Source organism: Mucilaginibacter sp. UYNi724, from assembly GCF_054057495.1.
Window position 1 is genome coordinate 36,816 of sequence record NZ_JBSRZI010000002.1, and the last position, 22,704, is coordinate 59,519.

Consider the following 22,704-nt stretch of genomic DNA (forward strand, 5'->3'; position numbering starts at 1 on the left):
TTAACGTATGGCAGTATGTTGACTATTACCTATTGGCACATTCAGGTATAAATATTAAATTCGCATCTCATTAAAGATACAAATGTCACAAGATATTGAACACGTAAAATGCCTTATTATAGGTTCGGGCCCGGCGGGATATACCGCAGCGATTTATGCTTCGCGTGCCGATCTTCATCCTGTAATGTACACAGGCATGCTTGCCGGCGGGCAGCTTACCCAAACTACCGATGTTGAGAATTTTCCGGGTTACCCGGATGGCATCATGGGTCCCGAAATGATGGAAGATTTCCGTAAACAGGCCGAACGCCTGGGTACCGATATCCGTTTCGGTTACGTAAGTTCAGTTGATTTTAGCTCGTTACCGCACAAGGTTACGGTCGACGAAAGCAAAACCATCCTGGCCGATACTGTTATTATTTCTACAGGTGCATCTGCAAAATGGTTGGGCTTGGATTCGGAGCAAAAATACAGCGGTTTTGGCGTTTCTGCCTGTGCCGTTTGCGATGGTTTCTTCTTTAAAGGGCAGGATGTTGCCATTGTAGGTGCCGGTGATACTGCTGCTGAAGAAGCAACCTACCTGGCTAAACTGGCCCGTAAAGTTTACATGATAGTTCGCCGCGACGAGTTCCGTGCTTCAAAAGCAATGGTTCACCGTGTGCTGAACACCCCCAATATCGAGATCTTATACAACACCGACACCATTGAAATTTTAGGCGACGGACAAAGCGTAAACGCGGTTAAGGTTTGCAATAACGTTACTAATGAAGACAGAATATTGGACGTTACCGGTTTCTTCGTAGCCATTGGCCACAAACCAAATACCGATATATTCCGCGGCACTATCCATATGGATCAAACTGGCTATATCTTAACCCACCCGGGTTCAACCGAAACCAATGTAGAAGGTGTATTTTGCTGTGGCGATGCGCAAGATCATATTTATCGCCAGGCCGTTACCGCGGCAGGTACAGGTTGTATGGCCGCCATTGATGCTGAGCGTTACCTTGCTGCAAAAGAGCACGTTGTAACAGCTTAACGCGTAGAGACGCGATAATTCGTTTCCGATATTGTACAAATTAAAATATTTTAAGAAGCCGTATTCCTAATAAGAATACGGCTTCTTTGTTTCTGTTAGTGTAATATTTGAGTGATTATAGTGCATTTTTTTTAAATAATGCTAAATTACGGGCTCATTATTTACCTGTATTTGTTTTACTATGAATAAAAAGATCTCTGTAACGCTGCTTACTCTTTTGATGGCCGCATCGGTTATTGTTAAAGCCCAGGACACCGACCCATACGCCGGTATAATCCCCGCCCCGGTATCCGTTAAGAAGACACCGGGCGAGTTTATCTTAAGTCAGGAAACCGTTATACAAGCCGATAGCCCGAGTAATAAAGCGGTGCAATTCTTTTCATCGTTTTTGGCCAACAGCATGGCTTACAACAAGCAGGTTGGTTTACGCAATGCACGCGTTAGCACTACATCCATATATTTAACATCAACCAATACCGAAGGCTTGCCTGTCGAAGGTTACCGGTTAACCATTACCCCACAGCAAATTACCGTTGCGGGTAAAGGCGCGGGCTTATTTTACGGCATCCAAACCCTGATTCAGTTAATGCCGCTTGAACGGGCTGCCACCGCGAAATTGCCTGCCGTAACTATCGAGGATTATCCAAGGTTTGGTTACCGCGGTATGATGCTGGATGTTTGCCGTCACTTTTTTTCGGTAGAGTTTGTGAAAAGGTATATCGACCTGATGGCTGCTTACAAGCTGAATACCTTCCACTGGCATTTAACTGATGACCAGGGATGGCGCATCGAGATAAAAAAATATCCTAAATTAACCACTGTGGGCAGTCGCCGTGCGCAAAGCGTTATCGGTAACTTTAAAGATCGCACCCCGCTGCAATACGATGGCGTGCCCGTTAGCGGTTTCTACACGCAAGACCAGATCCGCGACGTGATCAAGTATGCATCGGAGAGGTACATTACTATAGTCCCCGAAATTGAAATGCCTGGCCACGCTTTGGCTGCCTTAACCGCATACCCGGAACTAAGCTGCGACCCAAGTCAATCCTACGCCCTGGCCGAAAAATGGGGGGTATTCAACAATATCTTTTGCCCTACAGAAAAAACATTCGGCTTTTTGCAGGATGTTTTGACCGAGGTAATAGACCTTTTCCCAAGTAAATACGTCCACATTGGCGGCGACGAAGCACCAAAAGATATATGGAAGAAAAATAAATTTTGCCAGGATCTTATTAAACGCCTGAAATTGAAGGACGAGCATGGCTTGCAAAGCTACTTCATACAACGGATGGAGAAATTTGTGAACAGCAAAGGCCGCAGTATTATTGGGTGGGACGAAATTTTAGAAGGTGGACTTGCACCAAACGCAACCGTAATGAGCTGGAGGGGCGAAGAAGGCGGCATAGAAGCAGCCAAACAACACCACGATGTTATAATGACGCCAAGCAGCCAGGCGCTCTACTTTGACCACGCGCAGGGTAAAATAAACCAGGAACCTGTTGGCATTGGCGGCAGTGCGCCTATCCAAAAAACGTATGCATACAACCCAACCCCGGCAGCTTTAACGCCTGATGAGCAGAAATACATTAAAGGCGTACAAGCCAACCTCTGGACAGAATATATCACAACCGAAACAAAGGTAGAGTACATGATATTGCCGCGAATGCTGGCCCTGTCTGAAGTGGCGTGGACACCAACCGCAAATAAAAACTACAAGGATTTTTCAGAAACCCGCATGCCAAGTCATTTAGCCCGGTTAGATAAAAACGGTTTCAACTATCGCGTGCCGCCAGCAATTGGGGGTGCCGATACGGTGATGATAGGATCTACCATGACGGTTAACTTAAAATCGCCGGTAAAGGGGGCTAAGGTTTATTACACCATTGACGGCTACACCCCGCGTGAAACAGAATTATTATACACCGGCCCAATGACCTATCCCGTGCCCCTTGACGAATACCGCGACCTTAAAACCATTGTGATAACCCCATCCGGCAAACGCAGTAATATTACAGCGGCGAAAGTGTTTAACAAAGCACCTTTGGCGGCAGTAGCATATACCGGGAACACACCGGGCTTAAAATACGAGGCATCGGCAGGTACTTATGTAAATACTACGCAAATAAATTCCGCGGCAGTGATTGATACCGGTGTGGCAAAAAGCTTTAGCACCGCACTAAGCGCGTTTAAGAAAGCGTTCAATAAATATGGAGTGGTTTTTAACGGCTATTTAAAGGCCGATGTTGATGGTAACTATGGTTTCTCAACAGCATCATCAAACGGTTCGGTGTTGCTGATAGATGATGTGCCAATTGTAGATAACGACGGCCGTACCGGCCTTGTTGAGCAGCAGGGCGTTATTCCGTTAAAGCAAGGTTACCACAAGATTACCATCAAATATGTTGATGCAAACTCATCGGCAAGCGGCCTGCGGGTTTACATGACTATACCGGGTAAGCCAAAAGGAGAGGTGTCGCCAGATATGATGTTTAATTAATCGCTATATTCACGAATGAATTTTAGAAACTATTTATTCATTTCAGCAACCTGTCTAGCTATAGCAGGCTGCGGTAGCGGGGATAAAAAACCTGCGGTAAATAACAATGTGGTTGCTAAACCTACTGTTATGGCACCGTTTCGTTTCCATAAGGCGGTAGAAGTATCGCCCGGCCAAACCTACGATGTGGTTAGCTGGGGCAGGGGTTCGACGCAGGTAGGCTCGTATGCCATATTGCATTCAGATTCTGCCAGGATGAAGTACACCACCACCACCGGCGATCTTGACGGCACCATAAGCGATGTGTTTAATGCTGATATGGATGTTGACGGTAACCCCGAGATACTAATTCAATCGAAAGGAAAGGATACGGTTAACTATGCCAAGGTTTACGCTTTTGAGTTTAATAACAACAATGCCAATAGTCTCGATTTCCCGAAGCTCACCAGGTCTCAACGGAAGGGTTACCGGGGTAACGATAACTTTTATATCAAAGATGGCAAGTTGATCCGCGAGTTTCCTATTTATGACAGCAACGATTCTACCGCTAAACCAACCGGAGCAAAACGCCAGTTAGAATACGGCCTTCGCAGCAACAACTTTACCGTTACACAACTAAGTAAAGATTCGACCGATACAAAAGCAGATGTAAAACAAGCGGAGCCAGAAAAGAAGCAAACTGTAAGTAAAACTAAAAAGCGCAGGCAAACCGAAACAAAAAAGAAACGCCGCAGGCGCAGATAATATAAACGTTAGAAGGTGGTTTAGCTAATTACTAAACCACCTTTTTTATTTTAACCCACATGATATTAGAGGAATTTTTATACCGACTAAAACTGGAATACCACACGCTGGATAAGGTTGATAAGGAAAACTATTACCAGCGCATCTCCAGCCTGTTTGTAGTGCTGGAGCTGGACGGCGACAACCTGAATCAGGAACACGACTTGGGTCTTGAAGCGATACTGGATAAGATGAACGATATCAACGAAGAAGACCTGCAACAAAATATGTCGCAAGAAGACTTGGCAGGCTTGATCAAAAAGATTAAGACAGGTCTATCGCTCCTGATAACTCAGATTGAGGAATAGCTAAGCCAACCATTTCCATCATATCCTTAGAATTGTAAATGGCGTGGGTCTCTATATCGTTATTAAAATAAAACCAACTTTCTTTAATACTATCGTTTGCTTTTACCACGTCAATAACGCGCTGCAAATATTTTTTTGAATACAGAGAGTGATATAATTGCTCCATGCCATGAAAACGGTAATATACAACAGGTGTATTTTGTATAACATCATCCGGCAGCAGGGGATGGCTCATGCCGCAAAAAGTTATATTGTGGTCGGCCAGTTTTTTGTAAATATCCTCGCGCCACCAACTGGCATGCCTTGGCTCCAGTACGTTATTAAAAGCAGGGTTAAGGGCCTTAAGTATCTTGCCCATTTTTTCATCAGTATAATTATAATTAGGCGGCATTTGGAACAGTACCGGGCCAAGTTTATCCCGCAAACCATCATTTATAGTGTCGTAAAAGCTGGTGAGCATTTGTGTTGTATCGTTAAACTTTTTAAAATGGGTAATTGCCCTTGGTGCTTTTACGGCAAACCTAAAATTAGCGGGGCTCTTATCATGCCAAGTTTGTAAAAATGACAGTTGCGGAAAGCGGTAAAAGGTAACATTCAGCTCCAGTGTGCTAAAATGCTTGCAATAATGATCAAACCATTTAGTCATGGCGAGTTTTTCGGGGTAGAAGGTACCGCGCCAATGTTTATAATGAAATCCAGAGCAACCGATATGCCAATCCATATCAATATAAAAATTGGGGGGTGCTTTTGTTTGAGCTAATATAAAAACTACCTTAGCAATTTGCTAAGGTAGTTTTATGAAAAGAGTATTCCTACAACCCGTCAAAAACATAAGGTTCTTTTACCAGCGGCTTGCGTGGCATCATATCTTTTTCGATGCTGGTTTGGTAAACAAACGATGCCACAATAATAGCTGCTTGCTTTAGGTCTTCAATTTGCAGGTGGTCGTAATTATCCTGGTTACTATGGTGGGTTTTGGTTTCGTAATCTATCGGGTCCTGGATGAACTGGAAGCCGGGGATGCCTGCCCAATTGAATGATAGGTGATCTGTAGAACCTGTGTTTTTATCGGTAACGGTTTTGGCGCCAAGGTCTGCAAATGGTACAAACCATTTTTCAAATATGGGATGAATGGCAGTGTTTCCCTGGGTATAGATCCCGCGGATCTTACCGGTGCCGTTATCAAGGTTATAGTAAGCCGATACTTTCGACTGCTCAGGCTTTAACTTGTAATCCGTACCCATAAAGTGATTTTTAGCGTAATTGAATGAGCCGTAAACGCCCTGCTCTTCGCCATCCCACAAAGCAATGCGAATAGTGCGTTTTGGTTTAAGGCCAAGCGAATCTATCAACCTAACCACTTCCATCATTACAATACAACCCGCCGCGTTATCCGTAGCGCCGGTAGCAGACTGCCACGAATCGAGGTGGCCGCCGAGCATCACCAACTGCGATTTTAATTTAGGGTCGCTACCCGGAATTTCTCCAACTACGTTATAACCTTTAATGTCATCGGTGTATGTTTTTGATTGGATATTTACCGCAAGTTCTACCGGGTGGCCGCTTTGGATCAGGCGTTTAATTTTTTGTCCATCCTCATAAGCCATGCTTAGTTGGGCAATAGCGGCAGGCGCGTTTAGCTTATGCTCGGCAAAGCCCTGTACAAATACAGTACCGTTGTTGTTATTTGCCGATGCGCTGATAAGGCCTAAAGCACCGGAGTTTTTCATCAATACATCAACCCGGGTAATTATTTTAGAGTATCCCGCGTACATCGCCATTTGCTCACGGGTAACCATATAGGTATCCTTCATGTTTGCCAGTTCTTCGTCTGTTAAGCGTTGGGCCAGGGGTTTGAAACTTACGTCTTTTTTTTGGCCACCACCGCCGGCGATCAGGATGAATTTGCCTTTTAAATCGTTTGCATGTTGCGCGATGTAAATGGTATCCATCGCCTGCGCAGGGGTTATGATGGTAACCTGACCTTGCTGTATGCCGTTTGTGGCTGCGCTCCATGGGTTTGGGTAGGCCATAACGGGTTGTACATAAGGCGCTTTCATGATAATACTGAAATCCTGCAGATCCCACTGTTTACCAAAGTCGCCCCACGGTTCCATTTTGGCGTTGGTAAGTCCCCATTTGGTCATGGTTTCTACCGCCCAGGTGGCGGCACGTTTATAACCCGGCGAAGCTGTAAGCCTCGGGCCGGCCACGTCGGTTAGGTAATGTGCAATTTTAGGGATCTGCGAACTGCTCATTTCGGCACGGCGGATGCGGTTAAAAACAGCGGTATCCGGCGATTGTGCAAATGCCGAAACGCCACCAAGCAATCCCGCGGCTAATAACAGTTTTAAGGTTAAGTGTTTCATTGTTAGTGGTTAAAGTTAAGTTTTGTTAAAGCTACTGCAATGTTATTATAAGCGCAAGTTTTCTTGCTGCAATTGTGGGGATGCGGACGATAGATGAGAATTGAGCTGCGAAGTATCGCGTCTCTACGGTAAAATTATGTAGAGGCGCGATGCTTCACGTCTCCAGCTATGCATAGCGCCCTTAAACCAATTTAACATTATAACCTCTCTGCATCTGCTCAATAATTTGCACATTTGCGTAATGCATTTTTTATATCCCGCTTTTTTATTTGCATTGTTAACGCTGGCCATCCCGGTCATCATTCACCTGTTCAATTTTAGGCACTATAAAAAGGTATTGTTCAGCAATGTGCAGTTTTTAAAAGAAGTGCAGGATCAGCAGGCCAGTCGCCGTAATTTAAAAGAGCGGTTGATTTTGGCTTCTCGATTATTAGCCCTGTTTTTTTTGATTCTTGCCTTTGCCCGTCCGTACATCCCCGGTAAAGATGAAGCTACGGCAGGCAAGCAGCAGGTAGTTAGCGTTTTTGTAGATAACTCCTACTCCATGCAAACCCTCAACCCTGAGGGAAGCCTGCTTGATGAAGCCAAACAAATGGCCAAACAAATAGCCGCGGCATATAATATTAACGACCGTTTCCAACTGCTTACGCAAGATTTTGAGGGTAAACACCAGCGCCTGCTTACCGGTACCGAGTTTAATGACGCGGTAGATGCCGTAAAGATAAGCCCGCAAAGCAGGCAGCTAAGCCAAATATTGGCAAGGCAAAAAAGCTTGCTGGATATGCAGGCCGGTGCGTCAAAAAACGTTTTCATACTGTCAGATTTTCAAAGGAATATAGAAAGTAAGTCCGCCATTGCAGATGCCGGTTTCCCGGTTAACCTGTCACAATTAAAAGCTAACTCGTTACCAAACGTGGCTGTAGATTCTGTGTGGATGCTCAATGCCACGCATCGCCCAGGCGAAAGCGAAAAGATGGTGGTAAGGCTGCGTAATTATGCCGATAAAGTGGCAGAAAAGATCCCACTAAAGCTGATAGTAAACGGTGTACAAAAAGCCATCGCCAGCTTTACGGTGAAAGCGCGGTCGCCACAAACAGATACTTTGTCTTTCTCTGGTTTGGAGGGAGGGTGGCAGCGTGCCGAGATCCAGTTACAGGATAATCCTATTACGTTCGATAATAAATTCTACTTTACGTTTAACGTTACCAAGCAGCTGCCCGTATTGCTGATAAACGGGGGCACACCCAATAAATATTTAAGTGCCGTTTTTTCAACGGATGCTTTCTTCGCACCCAAACAGGTGTCCGATGGTAATGTAGATTATGCAGGGTTAAATGCTTATCCCATTATCGTGTTAAGCGATATCAAAACCGTATCGGCAGGTTTGGCGCAGCAATTAAAAACATACGTAAGCAAAGGCGGTACACTTATGGTGTTCCCGTCGATACATGCAGATCTTAATAGTTATAAAGCTTTTCTGCAACCCATTGGGGCAGCATATCCAACAGACCTGGTAGAGATACCAACCAAGGTATCTGCCATTAACCTGCAAAGCCAGATCTTTAAAAGCATTTTTGAAACATTACCACAAAACCCCGATCTGCCGCTGGTGTATAAATATTACTCTTTAAAGAGCGGCACCCACCCGGGCGAATACCTGATGAAGTTAAAAGACGGCGCTACCATGTGGCAAGGCTCAACTTCGGGCCGGGGCAGGGTTTACGTAGCTGCCGTAGCGTTAGATGAAACTTACAGCAGCCTGCCGGTGCACGCGCTGTTTGTGCCGGTAATGTTCAGGATAGCATTATTAAGCGGGCACGACCAGCCTTTATTCTACACCACAGGCAATAACGAACCGATTGAAACGGTGCCGATGCAATCGACAGAAAAGCAATTGGTAAAGTTGGTTAAGGGTGATCAAACCATTATCCCCGATGTAAGACAACAGGAGGGGAGCACCATGCTTTACCTGCCCGAACAGCTGACCGAAACCGGCATCTACGACCTTAAAAAACAGGATAGCACTGCTGCTGTTCTGGCTTTTAATGATAACCGCAACGAAAGCGACTTGAGTTATTTAACCCCTGCAGATCTGGAGAAAATATTCCCTAAAAATGCCGCGGTGCTTAACGGGAATAAACTAAATGCAGATAGTATTGCAGGTGCCGCAAAATCGGGGCTTCAATTATGGAAACTTTGTATAATTTTGGCGTTGATATTTCTGGCTGCCGAAACTTTGCTGATACGGTACTATAAAACTGGTAAAGCAAACATAACGCAACCCGCAGATATCAACTAACCCATCATAAAACAGCGCAAATGAATTTGCTAATCAAATCCGCCACTGTTGTAGACCCCGCTTCTCCGTTTAATAACAAGGTTGCCGATATCCTGATAGAGAAAGGCATCATCACTAAAATAGCTAAATCGATAGATGCTGATGTGAAATCCGTTGATGCCAAAGGTTATTATGTTTCACCGGGCTTCTTCGACCTTAACTGTAACGTTGGCGAACTTGGTTTAGAAGTAAAAGAAGATTTGCAAACAGGTACGGCAGCAGCAGCCGCAGGTGGTTTCACGGGGATAGCGCTGATGCCAAATACCCAACCCCCGGTACATTCAAAGGCCGAGGTAGAATACCTGCTTAACCGCGCCAAAGGCAATTTGGTAGATATATATCCGCTGGGTGCCATCTCTACCAAACGTGAGGGGAAAGACATGGCCGAAATGTTTGACATGTTCAAGAGCGGCGCAAAAGCTTTTACAGATGGCAACCACCCCGTGCAGGATGCCGGCCTGATGGAGCGCGCCCTGCTTTATGTACAAAACTTTGGCGCAAAGGTGATCTCTTATCCCGAAGATACCTCTATTGCCGGTAAAGCAAAGGTGAACGAGGGCGTGGTAAGCACCATGCTGGGCATGAAGGGTATCCCCGCGCTTGCGGAAGAACTTATGATAGCCCGCGACCTATACCTGGCCCAGGACACCAACTCCGAGATCCATTTTACTACCATATCTACCGTACACGCAGTAGAGCTTATCCGCGAAGCGAAACGCAAAGGGGTAAAAGTTACCTGCGATGTTGCCGCGCATAACCTAATACTCACCGATGAGGCTTTAATGGGTTTCGACAGCCTATATAAAGTTAAACCACCCCTGCGTACCCAAAAGGATGTTGATGCTTTGAGAGCAGGTTTGCAGGATGGTACTATAGACGCCATTGTATCACAGCATACCCCGCACGAAATTGAGTTTAAAGATGTTGAGTTTGAAGTTGCCGAGTATGGCATCATCGGCTTGCAAACTGCCTTTTCGCTGGCTTTGCAGTCGGGGTTAAATGCCGGGCAGATCGTAGAGAAATTAGCTATCAACCCGCGTAAGATTTTAAATATTGATCCCGCATCCATAGTAGAAGGTGCAACCGCAAACCTGGTGGTATTCAGCACCGATGGCGAGTGGTGGTACAGCCGCGAAAGCAACCGTTCAAAAAGTTACAATTCGCCATTTATGGGGCAGAACTTAAAAGGAAAAGTATTGTTAACCTGTAATAACAACAAAGTTTTAAAAAACTAAATATACAAATCATGACCGACCCGAAAGTAAGCTCAGCCGTTAACGGCGCTCTACAGGCTTTTACGCAATATGGTGGCTTTGATGCCGCAGCCCTTTCCGCTAAATTCGAAGCGGTTTTTTCGTCAGACGACGACTTTATGAGTAAAGTTGAATCGCTTGACGCCGTATTTGACGATGAACCAAAGCTGGAGGAACTTCGTGAAGTTTTCTTCGATCTGCTGATGATCAACTTTTTTAGCGAAGACGTTAAGAAACTGGACGACGATTACCTGGAAACCCCGGAGTGGGAAGCTATTGAGGAGCAAACCCTTGACCGTGGCACCGAGCTTTTAAACCTGCTTTTATATCTAAACGAGTGCGAAGATGAAGATATCGACCCGGAACTGGAAGATTATTTGAAAGAATTTTTATTAGTAGATGAGGACGAGTTTCAAGACGAATACCGCATTTACGAGCCCGTTATAGCCCACCAGATATTGATAGAAAGCCCCGTTGCTGAAGTAGCCAAAGTAGCCAAAACCATCCCGGAGGATTCTGAAGTAAAAGAGTTGTTTTACCCAATGATCTGTTTCTTTCAAAACCCGGAAGCTGGTGATGCGGATAAAAAAGCTATTGCAGAAAATGCCCTAAATAAGCCGTTTGATATGGCTGTTGTAGAAATTTTGTATAGCTTTAAATAAACCTACTATAAAACCTGTTCATTATCATGAGTGAAGATCTAAACAAATCAATTAAAAAGAATGCTATTCCGCTGGGGTTGGTACTTGGTGTAATAGTTACAGTGGTAAGTATCCTTTCATTTTACGTGATGACCTCTACAACGTCTATCATACTTATCTCTGCCGCCCCGGTTTTACTATCGGTTATAATTCCGATAGCACTGGCTGTTATATACAGTAAACAACTAAGAACAAAAATTGGTGGTTTTTGGAATTTCAGGCAGGCAACATCGGGCATCTTTATCATGTTGCTTATATCGTTTGCTGTACAATTTTTGGTTAGGGATATGCTTTTTGCTAAAGTTATAGAGCCAGACATGGTTCCGAAAATGGAAGCGTCGATGACCACCGCGGTCACCCAGATGCTCGAAAAAAGCAATGCCAGCCAAGAAGCTATTGATAAACAGGTAGACGACATTCAGAAGAAATTTGATGAGCAAAAGGCCCCAACAATTGGCAAGCAAGTACAAGCAGTTTTTATCACAATTATTTTTTTGTTTATGCTTTCTTTAATACTTGCAGCATTCCTTAAAAAGGAAGGCCATACGTTTAGCACTGATGCCGAATTAGAAAGTGACCCAACAGTATAATTGATTCCTTTAAAATATCACAAGCCCGTCTGTTATTCAGGCGGGCTTTTTTGTTGTATAGTTACCTATAAAAAGTACCCCAAGTTTACAGAGCCGCCGCTCAGGTATTTTTATATGCATTGCAATACCAAATTAAAACGCTTGCTGTATTGTATCATATCAACGAAAAAGCCGCTTCAAACTGAAGCTGCTTTCTTGTTGATATCTTCATTCAGATTACTATTTCTTCATTACCTGTTTAACAATATCGTTACCAAAGGCAAATACCATTAGGGATATCAGTAATACAAAACCTACAATTTGCGCGCGTTCCAGGAACTTATCGCTAAGTGGTTTTCCCTTTATCATCTCAACTAAAAGGAAAACGGTGTGCCCGCCATCTAATCCCGGGATAGGCAATAGGTTTGTTAGCGCTAATACCATTGAAAGAAAGCCCACAAGGCTCCAAAAACGGATCCAGTCTACATGGCTGCCGAACATTACCGCTATGCCTATAGGACTTGATATGGCCTTTCGAGCTTTAACCTGACCAGTAAATATTTTACCTATTCCCTTAGCGTTGTCGGTAAACATACCCCATGCCTTGGTAGCTCCAATAGGTAGTGATGCAAAAAAACCGTATTTAACGGTTATCTCTTTAGGCAGATCGGGCTTTGGTTTAAAACCTAAAACACCTGCTGTATCTAACTGGGCCTTAACCTGTAAGGGCGTATTGTTACGGATTATAGAAAGATCTACCTGTTTGTTTTTATTTTCATGCAACCGATCCTGCATCTGGTCAAAATAGTCTACCCGTGTACCATTAACGGCAACTATACTGTCGCCAACTTTTAAACCGGCCTTTTGTGCTCCGCCGTTAGGTGCTATCGTACCAATGGTAAATTTAATACGAGGGGCACGGTTTATAAATTCTTCGATACCAAAATCAGAAAGATCATTCAAGATGGTAGGAGGTACCTGTATGTCAAGAGTCTCATTACCTCGCTGAACGTTTAATACGGTTTTATCAAGCAGTACTTTACTGCTTATCAGGTCCTCGAACCGAACAATAGGCTTGCCATTTACCGCGTTGATCTTATCACCTGCCTTTAGGCCCATTTTGGTACCTATTTTACCCGGTACAATACCGTATTTGATATTAGCATTTGGCGTGTAGGTTTCGCCATAACGGATGGTTAACACCCAAAAAATGAAAATGCCCACTATAATATTAACGATGATACCGCCAAGCATTACAATTAAGCGCTGCCAGGCCGGTTTAGAACGGAACTCCCATGGTTGCGGCGGGCCTGCTAGTTGGTCGGTATCCATAGATTCATCTATCATACCGGCAATTTTTACATAGCCACCTAATGGTAACCAGCCAATGCCGTACTCAACACCTTTATAATTAAATTTAAAAAGACTTACTCCCCAGGCATCAAAAAACAAGTAAAATTTCTCAACCTTTATCCCAAACGCGCGGGCTGCTAAAAAGTGCCCAAACTCGTGTAGTATCACTAAAATTGAAAGACCAAGTATTAATTGGCCGGCCATTATCAAAACGCTCATCCGTTATATTTATGTATTAAGATCGTACTGCCTTTAACGGCATTTTTTGTATTAAATTTTGCGCAAATATGCGTGTTTCTTTATCAGTATTCAAATAGTCGTTTAACGATGGTGCCGGTATATAACTAATTTGCTGCATGCAGGTTTCAATTATATCGCTCATTGTTAAAAATCCTGTTTCATTATTCAGGAAAGCGGCTACCGCCACCTCGTTTGCGGCATTTATTATGCAGGGCATATTACCACCACGTTCCAAGGCATCAAAAGCGAGTTTAAGGTTACGAAAGGTAGCAAGATCCGGCTGCTCAAACGTCAGGCTTGGGTAATCAATAAAATTAAAACGCTTAAAGTTAGTTTTAACGCGGTTAGGGTAGGTTAGGGCGTACTGGATAGGCAACTTCATATCCGGCAAGCCCATCTGCGCTTTTATCGAGCCGTCCTCAAACTGCACCAATGAGTGTACAATAGACTGTGGGTGAACAATAACGTCTATCTGGTCGGCCTGCAAATCGAACAACCATTTAGCTTCTATCACTTCCAAACCCTTGTTCATTAACGATGCTGAATCTATAGTGATCTTGGCGCCCATAACCCAGTTGGGGTGTTTAAGGGCATGCTCGCGGGTCACGTTTGCCAAAAACTCGGCAGATTGGCCGCGGAACGGCCCGCCGGAAGCAGTCAGGATTATCTTTTCGATCTTATTACGCTGCTCGCCCGCGAGGCATTGGAAAATAGCCGAGTGCTCACTATCAACAGGTAAAATATTAACGCCATGTTCTTTAGCCAGGCCGGTTATGATCTCACCTGCAACCACCAGCGTTTCTTTGTTTGCTAACGCGATGTCTTTACCTGCCTTTATTGCATTGATGGTAGGCTCAAGACCTGCAAAGCCAACCATGGCGGTAAGCACCACATCGATATCCGGATGGGTAACCGTTTCTTTGATAGCCTCGTATCCGCCTAAAACTTTGGTAGGTAAATGGGCAAGGGCCTCTTTAACTTCCAGGTATTTACTTTCGTCGCAAATGATGGCGTAGGCTGGCACAAACTCAATAGCTTGCTCGATAAGTAAGTAAGCATTTGAATGTGCAGTAAGCATAAAAGCCCTGAACAACTGAGTGTTATCGCGGATAACCTCAAGTGTTTGTGTGCCTATGCTGCCTGTAGAGCCAAGGATGGCTATGTTTTTTATCTTGTCCAAATATGTATGTTATACGTCATTGCTTCGTGCCTCGCAATGACGTTGTTTTTTGCGTTTTATCTATTGTATAAACTTTTGCAATTCATCCGCTATCTTCCTGTCGTTTGACAGGCGCGGGACTTTATTTTGCCCGCCCAGTTTGCCTTGGCTGCGCATATAGTTTATAAAAGTATCCTTTTTTAAACTTCTGACTATTAAAGGTTGCAATATGTTACCCTCTATCAAGTCAAAATAGTAAATATTTTTTTGTTGAAGCGCCTTGTCTACCTTTAAAGCAAATGCTGTAATATTTTTAGGTTCTTTTCCAAACTCGATAAACCACTCGTGGTATGGTAAAGAACTATCGGCAGGGGCTACCTGCGGCGCAACGGTAAACTCAATAACGTCAACGCCCTCTTCTGTAGCAACGCCCATTAATGCCTGCTCAACTTCTTCACCAATTACATGCTCGCCAAAGGCGGAGATATAATGTTTTATGCGGCCGCTTACCACAATTTTGTAAGGTTTTTTAGATACGAATTTTACCGTATCTCCTAAACTATATCCCCATAAACCCGCGCTGGTGTTCATGATAAGCGCGTAATTTTTATCAAGCTCCACATCTTTTAGGTTGATGCGGGTTGGATTGTCATTAAAACACTCGTCTGATGGAATAAATTCGTAAAAAATGCCCGCATCAACCATCAGCAGCAATCCCTTATCCTTTTGCGAATCCTGAAAGGCGATAAACCCTTCGGATGCAGGGTAGGTTTCGATGCTATCGATCTTGAAACCGATGCTCTCCTCCATACGGGCGCGGTAAGGTTCGAAATTCACACCGCCATGCACATACAGTTTAAAGTTGGGGAAGATGTCCCTGATTTTTTTACCGCCCGATACTGCCGAGAGCCTGTCGAAATACATTTGGCACCAGGGTGGTATGCCCGAGATCAGCCGCATATCTTCATTGGCGGTTTCCTTTACAATGGCATCTACCTTTTCCTCCCAGTCTTCAATACAGTTGGTTTGGTACGATGGCAGTCGGTTCTTCAACAGATAAGCGGGTACATGGTGCGCTACAATGCCAGATAATCGCCCGGTTTGTACGCCATACTTTTCTGCCAGCACGGGGCTGCCTTGCAGGAATATCATTTTGCCGTCTACAAAGTCGGCCTTGCCTGTTTCGTGGATATAGCTTAACAGCGCATTGCGCGCGGCTTTGATATGCTCGGGCATACTTTCTTTAGAGATGGGAATATATTTGACCCCCGATGTTGTGCCCGAAGTTTTTGCAAGATAGGCGGGTTTGCCCGGCCATGTAACATTGGCCTCGCCGTTTACCACGCGGTCTATATAAGGGCGCAGTTCTTCATAGTCACGTATAGGTACTTGCTTTTTAAAATCTTCGTAGTTTTTAATCGCAGCAAAATTATGGTCGGTACCGAAAGCGGTATTTTTAGCGTCGTGGATTAGGTTGCTAAAAGTTTTTTGCTGTAATGCTACAGCATTTTGCCTTATGGTATTTAACTGCTCATTTACATACCAGGCAAATACCTTGCTTAAAGCTGCTTTTAAACCCATATTAGTTGGTTTCGGCAATATCATCATCTACATCCTGGTGGCTGTAAATTAATTTGCGATAGGTAACCGCTAAAACAATGTTTACAAAAGGGTAAGTGAACAATATGGTTAAGGATATAAGCGGATAGTATTGAGAAAGTTTTGCAGGTAAGGCTATCAATAAAATAATGATACCTAATATTAAAACTACCTTTAATATGTACCCCCTTGTAAGTTCAAAACTTTGTTTGATAGACTCTATAGGGCCTGATGCATCATCAACCACAAATGTGTTAAAAAACATAATACGGAGGGCAAGGTATAGGCCCAACACGCCAGCAACCAATTCTACAATGAGTTGTATGGTAGGGCTCTCTTCTAAATAATCTACCACTATGCCAACATTGGTTACAACAAAAGCAAACATGAAAACAACTGCAAGGTAACTCCAGACCATTTTGGCCTTTGGTATAACCTGTATAAATTCAAATTCATAATACTCGCTATCGATAACCGTAAAAATCAATTTATAAAGCCCAAGGGTAGTGTAGGCTTGTAACCAAATAAGAATAAAGGTTACAATCATTGTTCCCCAAAAATCACCGGGAGAATAAATGAGGCTAATTACAAGGCCAAGTACCCCCAGCAAAAAGAATGAAATAACCGAGTAAACTATTATAGTTACAAAGTTTTTCCTGAAGATATCCCATGCAGCCTTTACGGTATCTGCAACAGAGAACGGGTGATACATATTACGTTTTTAAGATTTTTTTAACACTACACGCTTCCAAAAATCCTGCATAAAACCTAACCCGTAGGCCGTGAGTTGCGTGAAGGCAGCTATGATGCTCAAAAATGCGATTTTTGCTGATTTATTCTTAATAAGAGAGTGAAAAAATATCAACAAAATGTAAACGCCTAACATTATGTTTAACAACATGGCTAACGGCCATTGCGCTATATTGGCAATAATGATGATCATAAAACCAAGCGTAGCTATCGCCGGGAAAAAATGTACCGGTTTAAGCGTTGCCGGGAAAAATTTGTAGATGTTGATTCGCGCCCGCCCAAAAAAATGGATCTGCTTGTAAAACTTCAAAAAATCGGTGCGGCGCTTGTGGTAAACAATGGCCTCGGGAATCAGCCCGATTTTATACCCTAACGAATGGATACGGATGCTGTATTCGATATCTTCGCCTAAACGGGTGATGATGAAACCACCTGCCTTTTCCCAAACCTGGCGCGAAATGCCCATGTTAAAGCTGCGCGGATGGAACTGCCCGATGCCTTTTTTACCACCACGGATGCCGCCTGTGGTGAAAGGGGAGGTCATGGAGTAGCTGATGGCTTTTTGTAAAGGAGTGAACGACTCATGCGCGCCATCGGGACCGCCGTAAGCATCCAGCCAGTTTGTGTTTAGCGAATCGCTTACGATCTGCAGGTAATCCGCAGGGATCAAACAATCCGAATCAAATATTACAAAGTAATCGCCCTTGGCGCGTTCAAAGCCAAAGTTGCGGGTAAAGCCCTGGCCTTCGTTGGGTTTTTCAAAATAGCGGATATCGAGCTTTCCCTCAAATCCTTTCACAATATCTTCGGCACGTTCAACAGAGCCATCTTCAATAACCAAAACCTCGAACTGCTTATAAGTTTGCAGCGTTAGGGTGGCCAGTAGCTCGGCAATTTCTTGTGGGCGATTATATAAAGGTATGATGATGGAAAAAAACATTCTTGTCAGATGTGCAGATGTGCGAATAGGCAGATGTGCAGATGTATTATTTGGTTGATGTTATAAGTTTAGATGTTAGATAGAAGCTAATTTCCATATCTTCTCATCTGCACATCTAAATAGTATCTTCTATTTGGTAATTGTTCCTGTCGTGCGAGTTGCGCGAAACCAGTTCGGCCACAAAACCAGTTAGGAATAGCTGCGAACCCAGTATAATGGCTATTAAAGCGAAATAAAATAGCGGGTTATCGGTGGGTTGCCGTGGCACAATACGGTGTGCCAGGTCGTACAGCTTTTCTGATATCAGCCAAATGGCTATCACAATACCGGCGAAGAAGCTCAATGTACCCATCGCACCAAAAAAGTGCATAGGGCGTTTGCCAAATTTGCCTACAAAAAATATAGATAGCAGATCTAAAAAGCCGTTGATGAACCTTGTCCACCCAAATTTGGTTTTGCCGTATTTGCGGGCACGGTGCTCTACTACTTGCTCGCCAATTTTGGTAAAGCCCGCCCATTTGGCAATAACCGGGATATAGCGGTGCATTTCGCCATAAACCTCAATGTTTTTTACAACGGCGTTGCGATATGCCTTTAACCCGCAATTAAAATCGTGCAGGTTATTGATGCCACTCATTTTACGTGTAGCGGCGTTAAATAGCTTAGTGGGTATGGTTTTGGTTAATGGGTCGTAACGTTTTGCCTTCCAGCCCGATACTAAGTCATATTTGTCTTCGGTAATGCGGCGGTAAAGTACGGGGATCTCATCCGGACTGTCTTGCAGGTCGGCATCCATGGTAATTACTACGTCGCCTTTCGCAGCTTCGAAACCAATGTTTAAAGCTGCAGATTTACCATAGTTGCGCCTGAATTTAAAAGCTTTTATAAAAGGGTTGTTCTCTTTTAGCTTCACGATCATGTCCCAGGAGCCATCTTTGCTGCCATCGTCAACCAGGATAATTTCATAGGTGTAATTATGGTCGGCCATTACGCGGCTTATCCAGGAGGTAAGCTCAGGTAACGATTCAACCTCATCGTAAAGTGGTACTACTACTGATATATTCATTTATGGAGTAAACCTTTTTAAAGGTATCTGCAAAAATATAAAAATTAAGGATTGATTAAGTAACATTCATCAAACGCAAAATCAAATCTAAATATCTTGCTAAGAGACAACTTCTTAAAAGAAGGTATCGTAAATGTGCTTTTTTCTAAACCAACCCCAATACCTTACTTGTCCTTGCCCTTGTAGCATCGGCGAGTGCCTCGTCGGTAGTTAGCGATCGCCCGTAAGATGGGATCATCTTTTTGAATATAGTTTGCCATGCAGCCGTTTGTGCCTTATCTTTAAAGCAACGGGTTATCAGGTCAACCATAATAGGTACAGATGTTGACGCGCCCGGCGATGCACCCAACAGCGCGGAGATACTGCCATCCGCACTTGTTACCACCTCGGTACCAAACTCGAGCACACCCGTATGTTTAGCATCTTTTTTAATGATCTGCACACGCTGGCCTGCAATGTCTAACACCCATTCATCCGCTTTAGCCGCAGGAAAGTACTCCTGCAAAGCTTTAAGCCTATCGGTAGGGGATTGCAGAACCTGGCTAATAAGGTATTTGGTCAGTGCCATATTATCGCGCCCTACGGCCAGCAATGGTAAAATATTATTTAATTTAATAGATGTAAAAAGATCAAACAACGAGCCTTTTTTAAGGAAACGGGTAGAAAAGCCTGCATAAGGCCCAAAAAGCAACGCTTTTTTCCCATCTATGATCCGGCTATCCAAATGTGGAACAGACATTGGTGGCGAACCTACCGATGCTTTGCCGTAAACTTTTGCCTCGTGCTGTTTAATAATCTCCGGGTTATTGCAAACCAGCCATTGCCCGCTTACCGGGAAACCGCCAAAGCCCTTGCTCTCCGGTATGCCTGTTTTTTGCAGGAGGTGCAATGCACCTCCGCCTGCGCCTACAAAAACAAATTTGGCGTTCAGTTCGCGTTTATTTCCACTGATGCGGTCGCTTACTTTTATTTTCCAGCTGTTGTCCTTGTTGCGTTTAATATCATTAACATCATGGTTAAGGCTTAATGTAACGCCCGGTTTTTGCTGTAGCTTGCTAACTAAGCTACGCGCAAGCGAACCAAAGTTAACATCTGTACCAATTTCCATAAATGTAGCCGACACATTATGCCCGCCATCGCGGCCATCCATTATCAATGGTGCCCATTTCTTAATTTGCGCATGGTCTTCAGAATATTCCATGCCTTTAAAAAAGTGATGCTGTACCAATGCGTCGCGGCGTTTTTTTAGGTAATCAACATTGTCATCACCCCAAACAAAACTCATGTGCGGTATTTTGCTGATGAAGATTTGCGGAGAATCCACATAACCGTTCTCGACCAAAAACGACCAAAATTCTTTGGTGATTTCAAACTGCTCGGCAATTTTAATCGCCTTTATAATTTCTATCGAGCCATCTTTACGCTGCGGGGTGTAGTTAAGTTCGCAAAAGGCAGAGTGCCCTGTACCGGCGTTGTTCATCGCGTCAGAACTTTCGGCGGCAACGGTATCAAGTCGTTCAAATATCTCTATCGTAAGATCGGGCTGCAGCTGTTTAAGCATCACCCCAAGTGTTGCGCTCATAATACCCGCGCCAACCAAAACTACATCAACCGTTGTGTTAAAAACTTTGCCGTTATTCATGTTACTATTGAATGCTAAAGATACATTCAAATAAATTATTTGACTGATTATACCTCTTGTAAACTAATTAAATGATATAAAGTTTACACTCATTGCAATGGAGTCGCGACACTGCGGTGTAATTACTATATGATATTCAGAAGGCAATTTTACTAAAATTTCTATAAAAAGCCTCATAGTACAAGCAGGTTTTTGTAACTGCCTGTTATGCTTGCTATAACACAAATTGCTTGTGTGCGTGTTATAACAAAACAATTATAATAGGTATGAATAAGTCGATCGTTAAATTAATAATCCCGGCAATTATTGTTATGATGGCAGCCTGCCAAAATAATAAGCCTAAGCCAACATCAGCAGATGGAAAAACGGCTGTAACCATAAACGGCAAAAAAGACAGCGTGCTTAACAATCCGGAAAAAAATTATGGTAATGCAACCGTTGCCGACCCTTGTGTTAAATGCCTGATAAAGGTTATACAGGCAACCGGAGATTATAAAAAGGTTATAGCAAATAAACCGGCCGATAAAATAAGTTACGTTGTTAATTGGGATAACGGGAGCAAGGATGCCGATACTGTTGATGTTAAAAACGCGGCAATTAATAGTATTAAAATAGATATAATTGAAAACGTTGCCGTTAAAAATAAAATTGCAACGTTTAATTACAATAATAAGCTATCAAGATTGTCTTTTGTTAGCGAAGATGCCATTATTGATGAGAAAATTAGCGAACAGGATCTTAAATTGATAAGAAATAAATGTTTTTGGGGCGTAGCTTCAAGTAAATAGTTTAAATAAGAAAAATGGCGGCGTAATCATTAAGTTGATTGCGCCGCTTTTGTTTTATGTGTAATTATTATGCAAGCATAACTTATTAGTACATTAAAATAGTAGTCGTTTAATGGATTTCTGAATTATTCAAGTGATTTATTGTTAATTTTTATAAAATTTATAAATATTGCTATGAAATTTATAAAAATAATTTAAATTCGCAGTGTAAACTATGACTGATCTTATAGGTAACTAATATTTAAACTTAAAAAAATTACAAATTAATCATTAAAATGGCAACTAAACTCGAGTACATCTGGCTTGATGGCTACAAACCAACCCAAAGCCTGCGTAGTAAAACAAAAATTGTTAAATCTTTTAGCGGTAAAGTAGAAGATTTGGATAACTGGAGCTTTGATGGTTCCTCAACTGAGCAAGCACCGGGTGGTTCTTCAGATTGTATTTTAAAGCCGGTATTTACTTGCCCGGATCCACAGCGTAAAGATGCACACCTTGTAATGTGTGAGGTTTTGGATTCGAAAGGACAGCCACATGAGTCTAACGGCCGTGCGCTTATCCAGGATGATGATAACGATTTTTGGTTTGGTTTTGAGCAGGAGTATTTCCTTTGGGACCCTGAAACTAACAAACCACTTGGTTTCCCTAAGGGTGGTTACCCCGGCCCACAGGGCCCGTACTACTGTTCGGTAGGTGCTAACAACGCTTACGGCCGCGATATTGTTGAAGAACACTTAGATGCTTGTTTAGAAGCAGGCTTAAATGTTGAAGGTATCAACGCTGAGGTTGCCGCAGGCCAATGGGAATTCCAGATCTTCGCTAAAGGCGCTAAAGAAGCTGGTGACCAGATTTGGGTTGCACGTTACCTATTAGAAAGAATCGGCGAAAGCTATGGTGTTGCTATCAATTGGCATTGCAAACCGTTAGGTGAATTAGACTGGAACGGTTCTGGTATGCACGCTAACTTCTCTAACACTTTGTTACGTACAGCCAACAGCGAAGCTAAGTTTAAAGCAGTTTGTGAGGCGTTCCGCCCTGCGGTTGCAGAGTGTGTTGCTGTGTACGGTGCTTACAACGAGCTACGTTTAACCGGTAAACACGAAACAGCATCTATTAATGATTTCAGCTACGGCGTATCTGACCGTGGTGCATCTATTCGTATCCCGTTATACGCGGTAGATCACAACTGGAGTGGTTACTTAGAAGATCGTCGCCCTAACTCGGCAGCAGATCCGTATAAAGTAGCAGCAGTTATTATCAAAACTGTAAAAACAGCAAAAGTTTAATACCCTATACCTCTTTACTAATCC

19 protein-coding genes are annotated in these 22,704 nt (G+C 43.4%); 10 read left to right on the forward strand and 9 right to left on the reverse strand.

Annotated features, from left to right (window positions below):
* Positions 1-82 precede the first annotated feature (82 nt).
* The 4 genes from trxB (at position 83) to ACVW0P_RS02970 (ending at position 4,627) form a co-directional block, all read left to right on the forward strand.
* Complete coding sequence (gene trxB, locus ACVW0P_RS02955) at positions 83-1,039, forward strand: thioredoxin-disulfide reductase (RefSeq protein WP_457130755.1); 957 nt, start codon at positions 83-85, stop codon at positions 1,037-1,039.
* Between the two features lie 181 nt (positions 1,040-1,220).
* The gene (locus ACVW0P_RS02960; protein WP_457130756.1) at positions 1,221-3,536 is read left to right on the forward strand and encodes a family 20 glycosylhydrolase; all 2,316 of its coding nucleotides are present in this window, start codon (positions 1,221-1,223) and stop codon (positions 3,534-3,536) included.
* A 15-nt stretch (positions 3,537-3,551) separates the two neighbouring features.
* Positions 3,552-4,280 carry a hypothetical protein gene (locus ACVW0P_RS02965; protein ID WP_457130757.1) on the forward strand — a complete coding sequence of 243 codons (729 nt, stop codon included), beginning with the start codon at positions 3,552-3,554 and terminating at the stop codon, positions 4,278-4,280.
* Between the two features lie 59 nt (positions 4,281-4,339).
* Positions 4,340-4,627 (forward strand): hypothetical protein, encoded by a 288-nt coding sequence (locus ACVW0P_RS02970; protein ID WP_457130758.1) that lies wholly within the window; start codon positions 4,340-4,342, stop codon positions 4,625-4,627.
* Here the strand turns inward: ACVW0P_RS02970 and ACVW0P_RS02975 are convergent.
* Together ACVW0P_RS02975 and ACVW0P_RS02980 are read right to left on the reverse strand one after the other, a co-directional pair.
* Positions 4,584-5,348, reverse strand: a complete 765-nt coding sequence (locus ACVW0P_RS02975) for a DUF72 domain-containing protein (protein ID WP_457130759.1) — start codon at positions 5,346-5,348, stop codon at positions 4,584-4,586. The genes ACVW0P_RS02970 and ACVW0P_RS02975 overlap by 44 nt on opposite strands.
* Positions 5,349-5,439: 91 nt before the next feature.
* Positions 5,440-6,996 carry a M28 family peptidase gene (locus ACVW0P_RS02980; protein WP_457130760.1) on the reverse strand — a complete coding sequence of 519 codons (1,557 nt, stop codon included), beginning with the start codon at positions 6,994-6,996 and terminating at the stop codon, positions 5,440-5,442.
* Between the two features lie 241 nt (positions 6,997-7,237).
* On the opposite strand from ACVW0P_RS02980, the gene ACVW0P_RS02985 reads away from it, so the two are divergent.
* From ACVW0P_RS02985 to ACVW0P_RS03000, 4 genes are read left to right on the forward strand one after another with little or no spacing between them, the layout of a single operon-like run.
* Positions 7,238-9,295: a BatA domain-containing protein gene (locus tag ACVW0P_RS02985; protein ID WP_457130761.1), complete on the forward strand. Its 2,058-nt coding sequence runs from the start codon at positions 7,238-7,240 to the stop codon at positions 9,293-9,295.
* Between the two features lie 20 nt (positions 9,296-9,315).
* The gene (locus ACVW0P_RS02990; RefSeq protein WP_457130762.1) at positions 9,316-10,569 is read left to right on the forward strand and encodes a dihydroorotase; all 1,254 of its coding nucleotides are present in this window, start codon (positions 9,316-9,318) and stop codon (positions 10,567-10,569) included.
* Positions 10,570-10,580: 11 nt separating this feature from the next.
* A complete protein-coding gene (locus ACVW0P_RS02995; protein WP_457130763.1) occupies positions 10,581-11,249 on the forward strand; it encodes a hypothetical protein in 669 nt (222 codons plus the stop codon).
* Positions 11,250-11,275: 26 nt separating this feature from the next.
* Positions 11,276-11,878 (forward strand): DUF4199 domain-containing protein, encoded by a 603-nt coding sequence (locus ACVW0P_RS03000; protein WP_457130764.1) that lies wholly within the window; start codon positions 11,276-11,278, stop codon positions 11,876-11,878.
* Between the two features lie 219 nt (positions 11,879-12,097).
* Here the strand turns inward: ACVW0P_RS03000 and rseP are convergent, their stop codons facing one another.
* The 7 genes from rseP to ACVW0P_RS03035 all read right to left on the reverse strand — a co-directional run bounded on the left by rseP (position 12,098) and on the right by ACVW0P_RS03035 (position 20,606).
* A complete protein-coding gene (gene rseP / locus ACVW0P_RS03005) occupies positions 12,098-13,429 on the reverse strand; it encodes an RIP metalloprotease RseP (protein WP_457130765.1) in 1,332 nt (443 codons plus the stop codon).
* A gap of 16 nt (positions 13,430-13,445) precedes the next feature.
* The gene (locus tag ACVW0P_RS03010) at positions 13,446-14,621 is read right to left on the reverse strand and encodes a 1-deoxy-D-xylulose-5-phosphate reductoisomerase (RefSeq protein WP_457131144.1); all 1,176 of its coding nucleotides are present in this window, start codon (positions 14,619-14,621) and stop codon (positions 13,446-13,448) included.
* Between the two features lie 69 nt (positions 14,622-14,690).
* Positions 14,691-16,190, reverse strand: a complete 1,500-nt coding sequence (locus ACVW0P_RS03015; RefSeq protein ID WP_457130766.1) for a GH3 auxin-responsive promoter family protein — start codon at positions 16,188-16,190, stop codon at positions 14,691-14,693.
* A gap of 1 nt (position 16,191) precedes the next feature.
* The gene (locus ACVW0P_RS03020; RefSeq protein WP_457130767.1) at positions 16,192-16,920 is read right to left on the reverse strand and encodes a hypothetical protein; all 729 of its coding nucleotides are present in this window, start codon (positions 16,918-16,920) and stop codon (positions 16,192-16,194) included.
* A gap of 9 nt (positions 16,921-16,929) precedes the next feature.
* Positions 16,930-17,898, reverse strand: coding sequence for a glycosyltransferase (locus ACVW0P_RS03025; protein ID WP_354430867.1), 969 nt, complete (start codon positions 17,896-17,898; stop codon positions 16,930-16,932).
* Between the two features lie 115 nt (positions 17,899-18,013).
* The gene (locus ACVW0P_RS03030) at positions 18,014-18,964 is read right to left on the reverse strand and encodes a glycosyltransferase family 2 protein (RefSeq protein ID WP_354430866.1); all 951 of its coding nucleotides are present in this window, start codon (positions 18,962-18,964) and stop codon (positions 18,014-18,016) included.
* Between the two features lie 145 nt (positions 18,965-19,109).
* Positions 19,110-20,606, reverse strand: coding sequence for a malate:quinone oxidoreductase (locus ACVW0P_RS03035; RefSeq protein WP_457130768.1), 1,497 nt, complete (start codon positions 20,604-20,606; stop codon positions 19,110-19,112).
* 266 nt (positions 20,607-20,872) lie between these two features.
* On the opposite strand from ACVW0P_RS03035, the gene ACVW0P_RS03040 reads away from it, so the two are divergent.
* Complete coding sequence (locus ACVW0P_RS03040; RefSeq protein WP_457130769.1) at positions 20,873-21,394, forward strand: hypothetical protein; 522 nt, start codon at positions 20,873-20,875, stop codon at positions 21,392-21,394.
* A gap of 275 nt (positions 21,395-21,669) precedes the next feature.
* Positions 21,670-22,680, forward strand: coding sequence for a glutamine synthetase beta-grasp domain-containing protein (locus tag ACVW0P_RS03045; protein ID WP_354430863.1), 1,011 nt, complete (start codon positions 21,670-21,672; stop codon positions 22,678-22,680).
* The last annotated feature ends 24 nt before the right edge of the window (positions 22,681-22,704 follow it).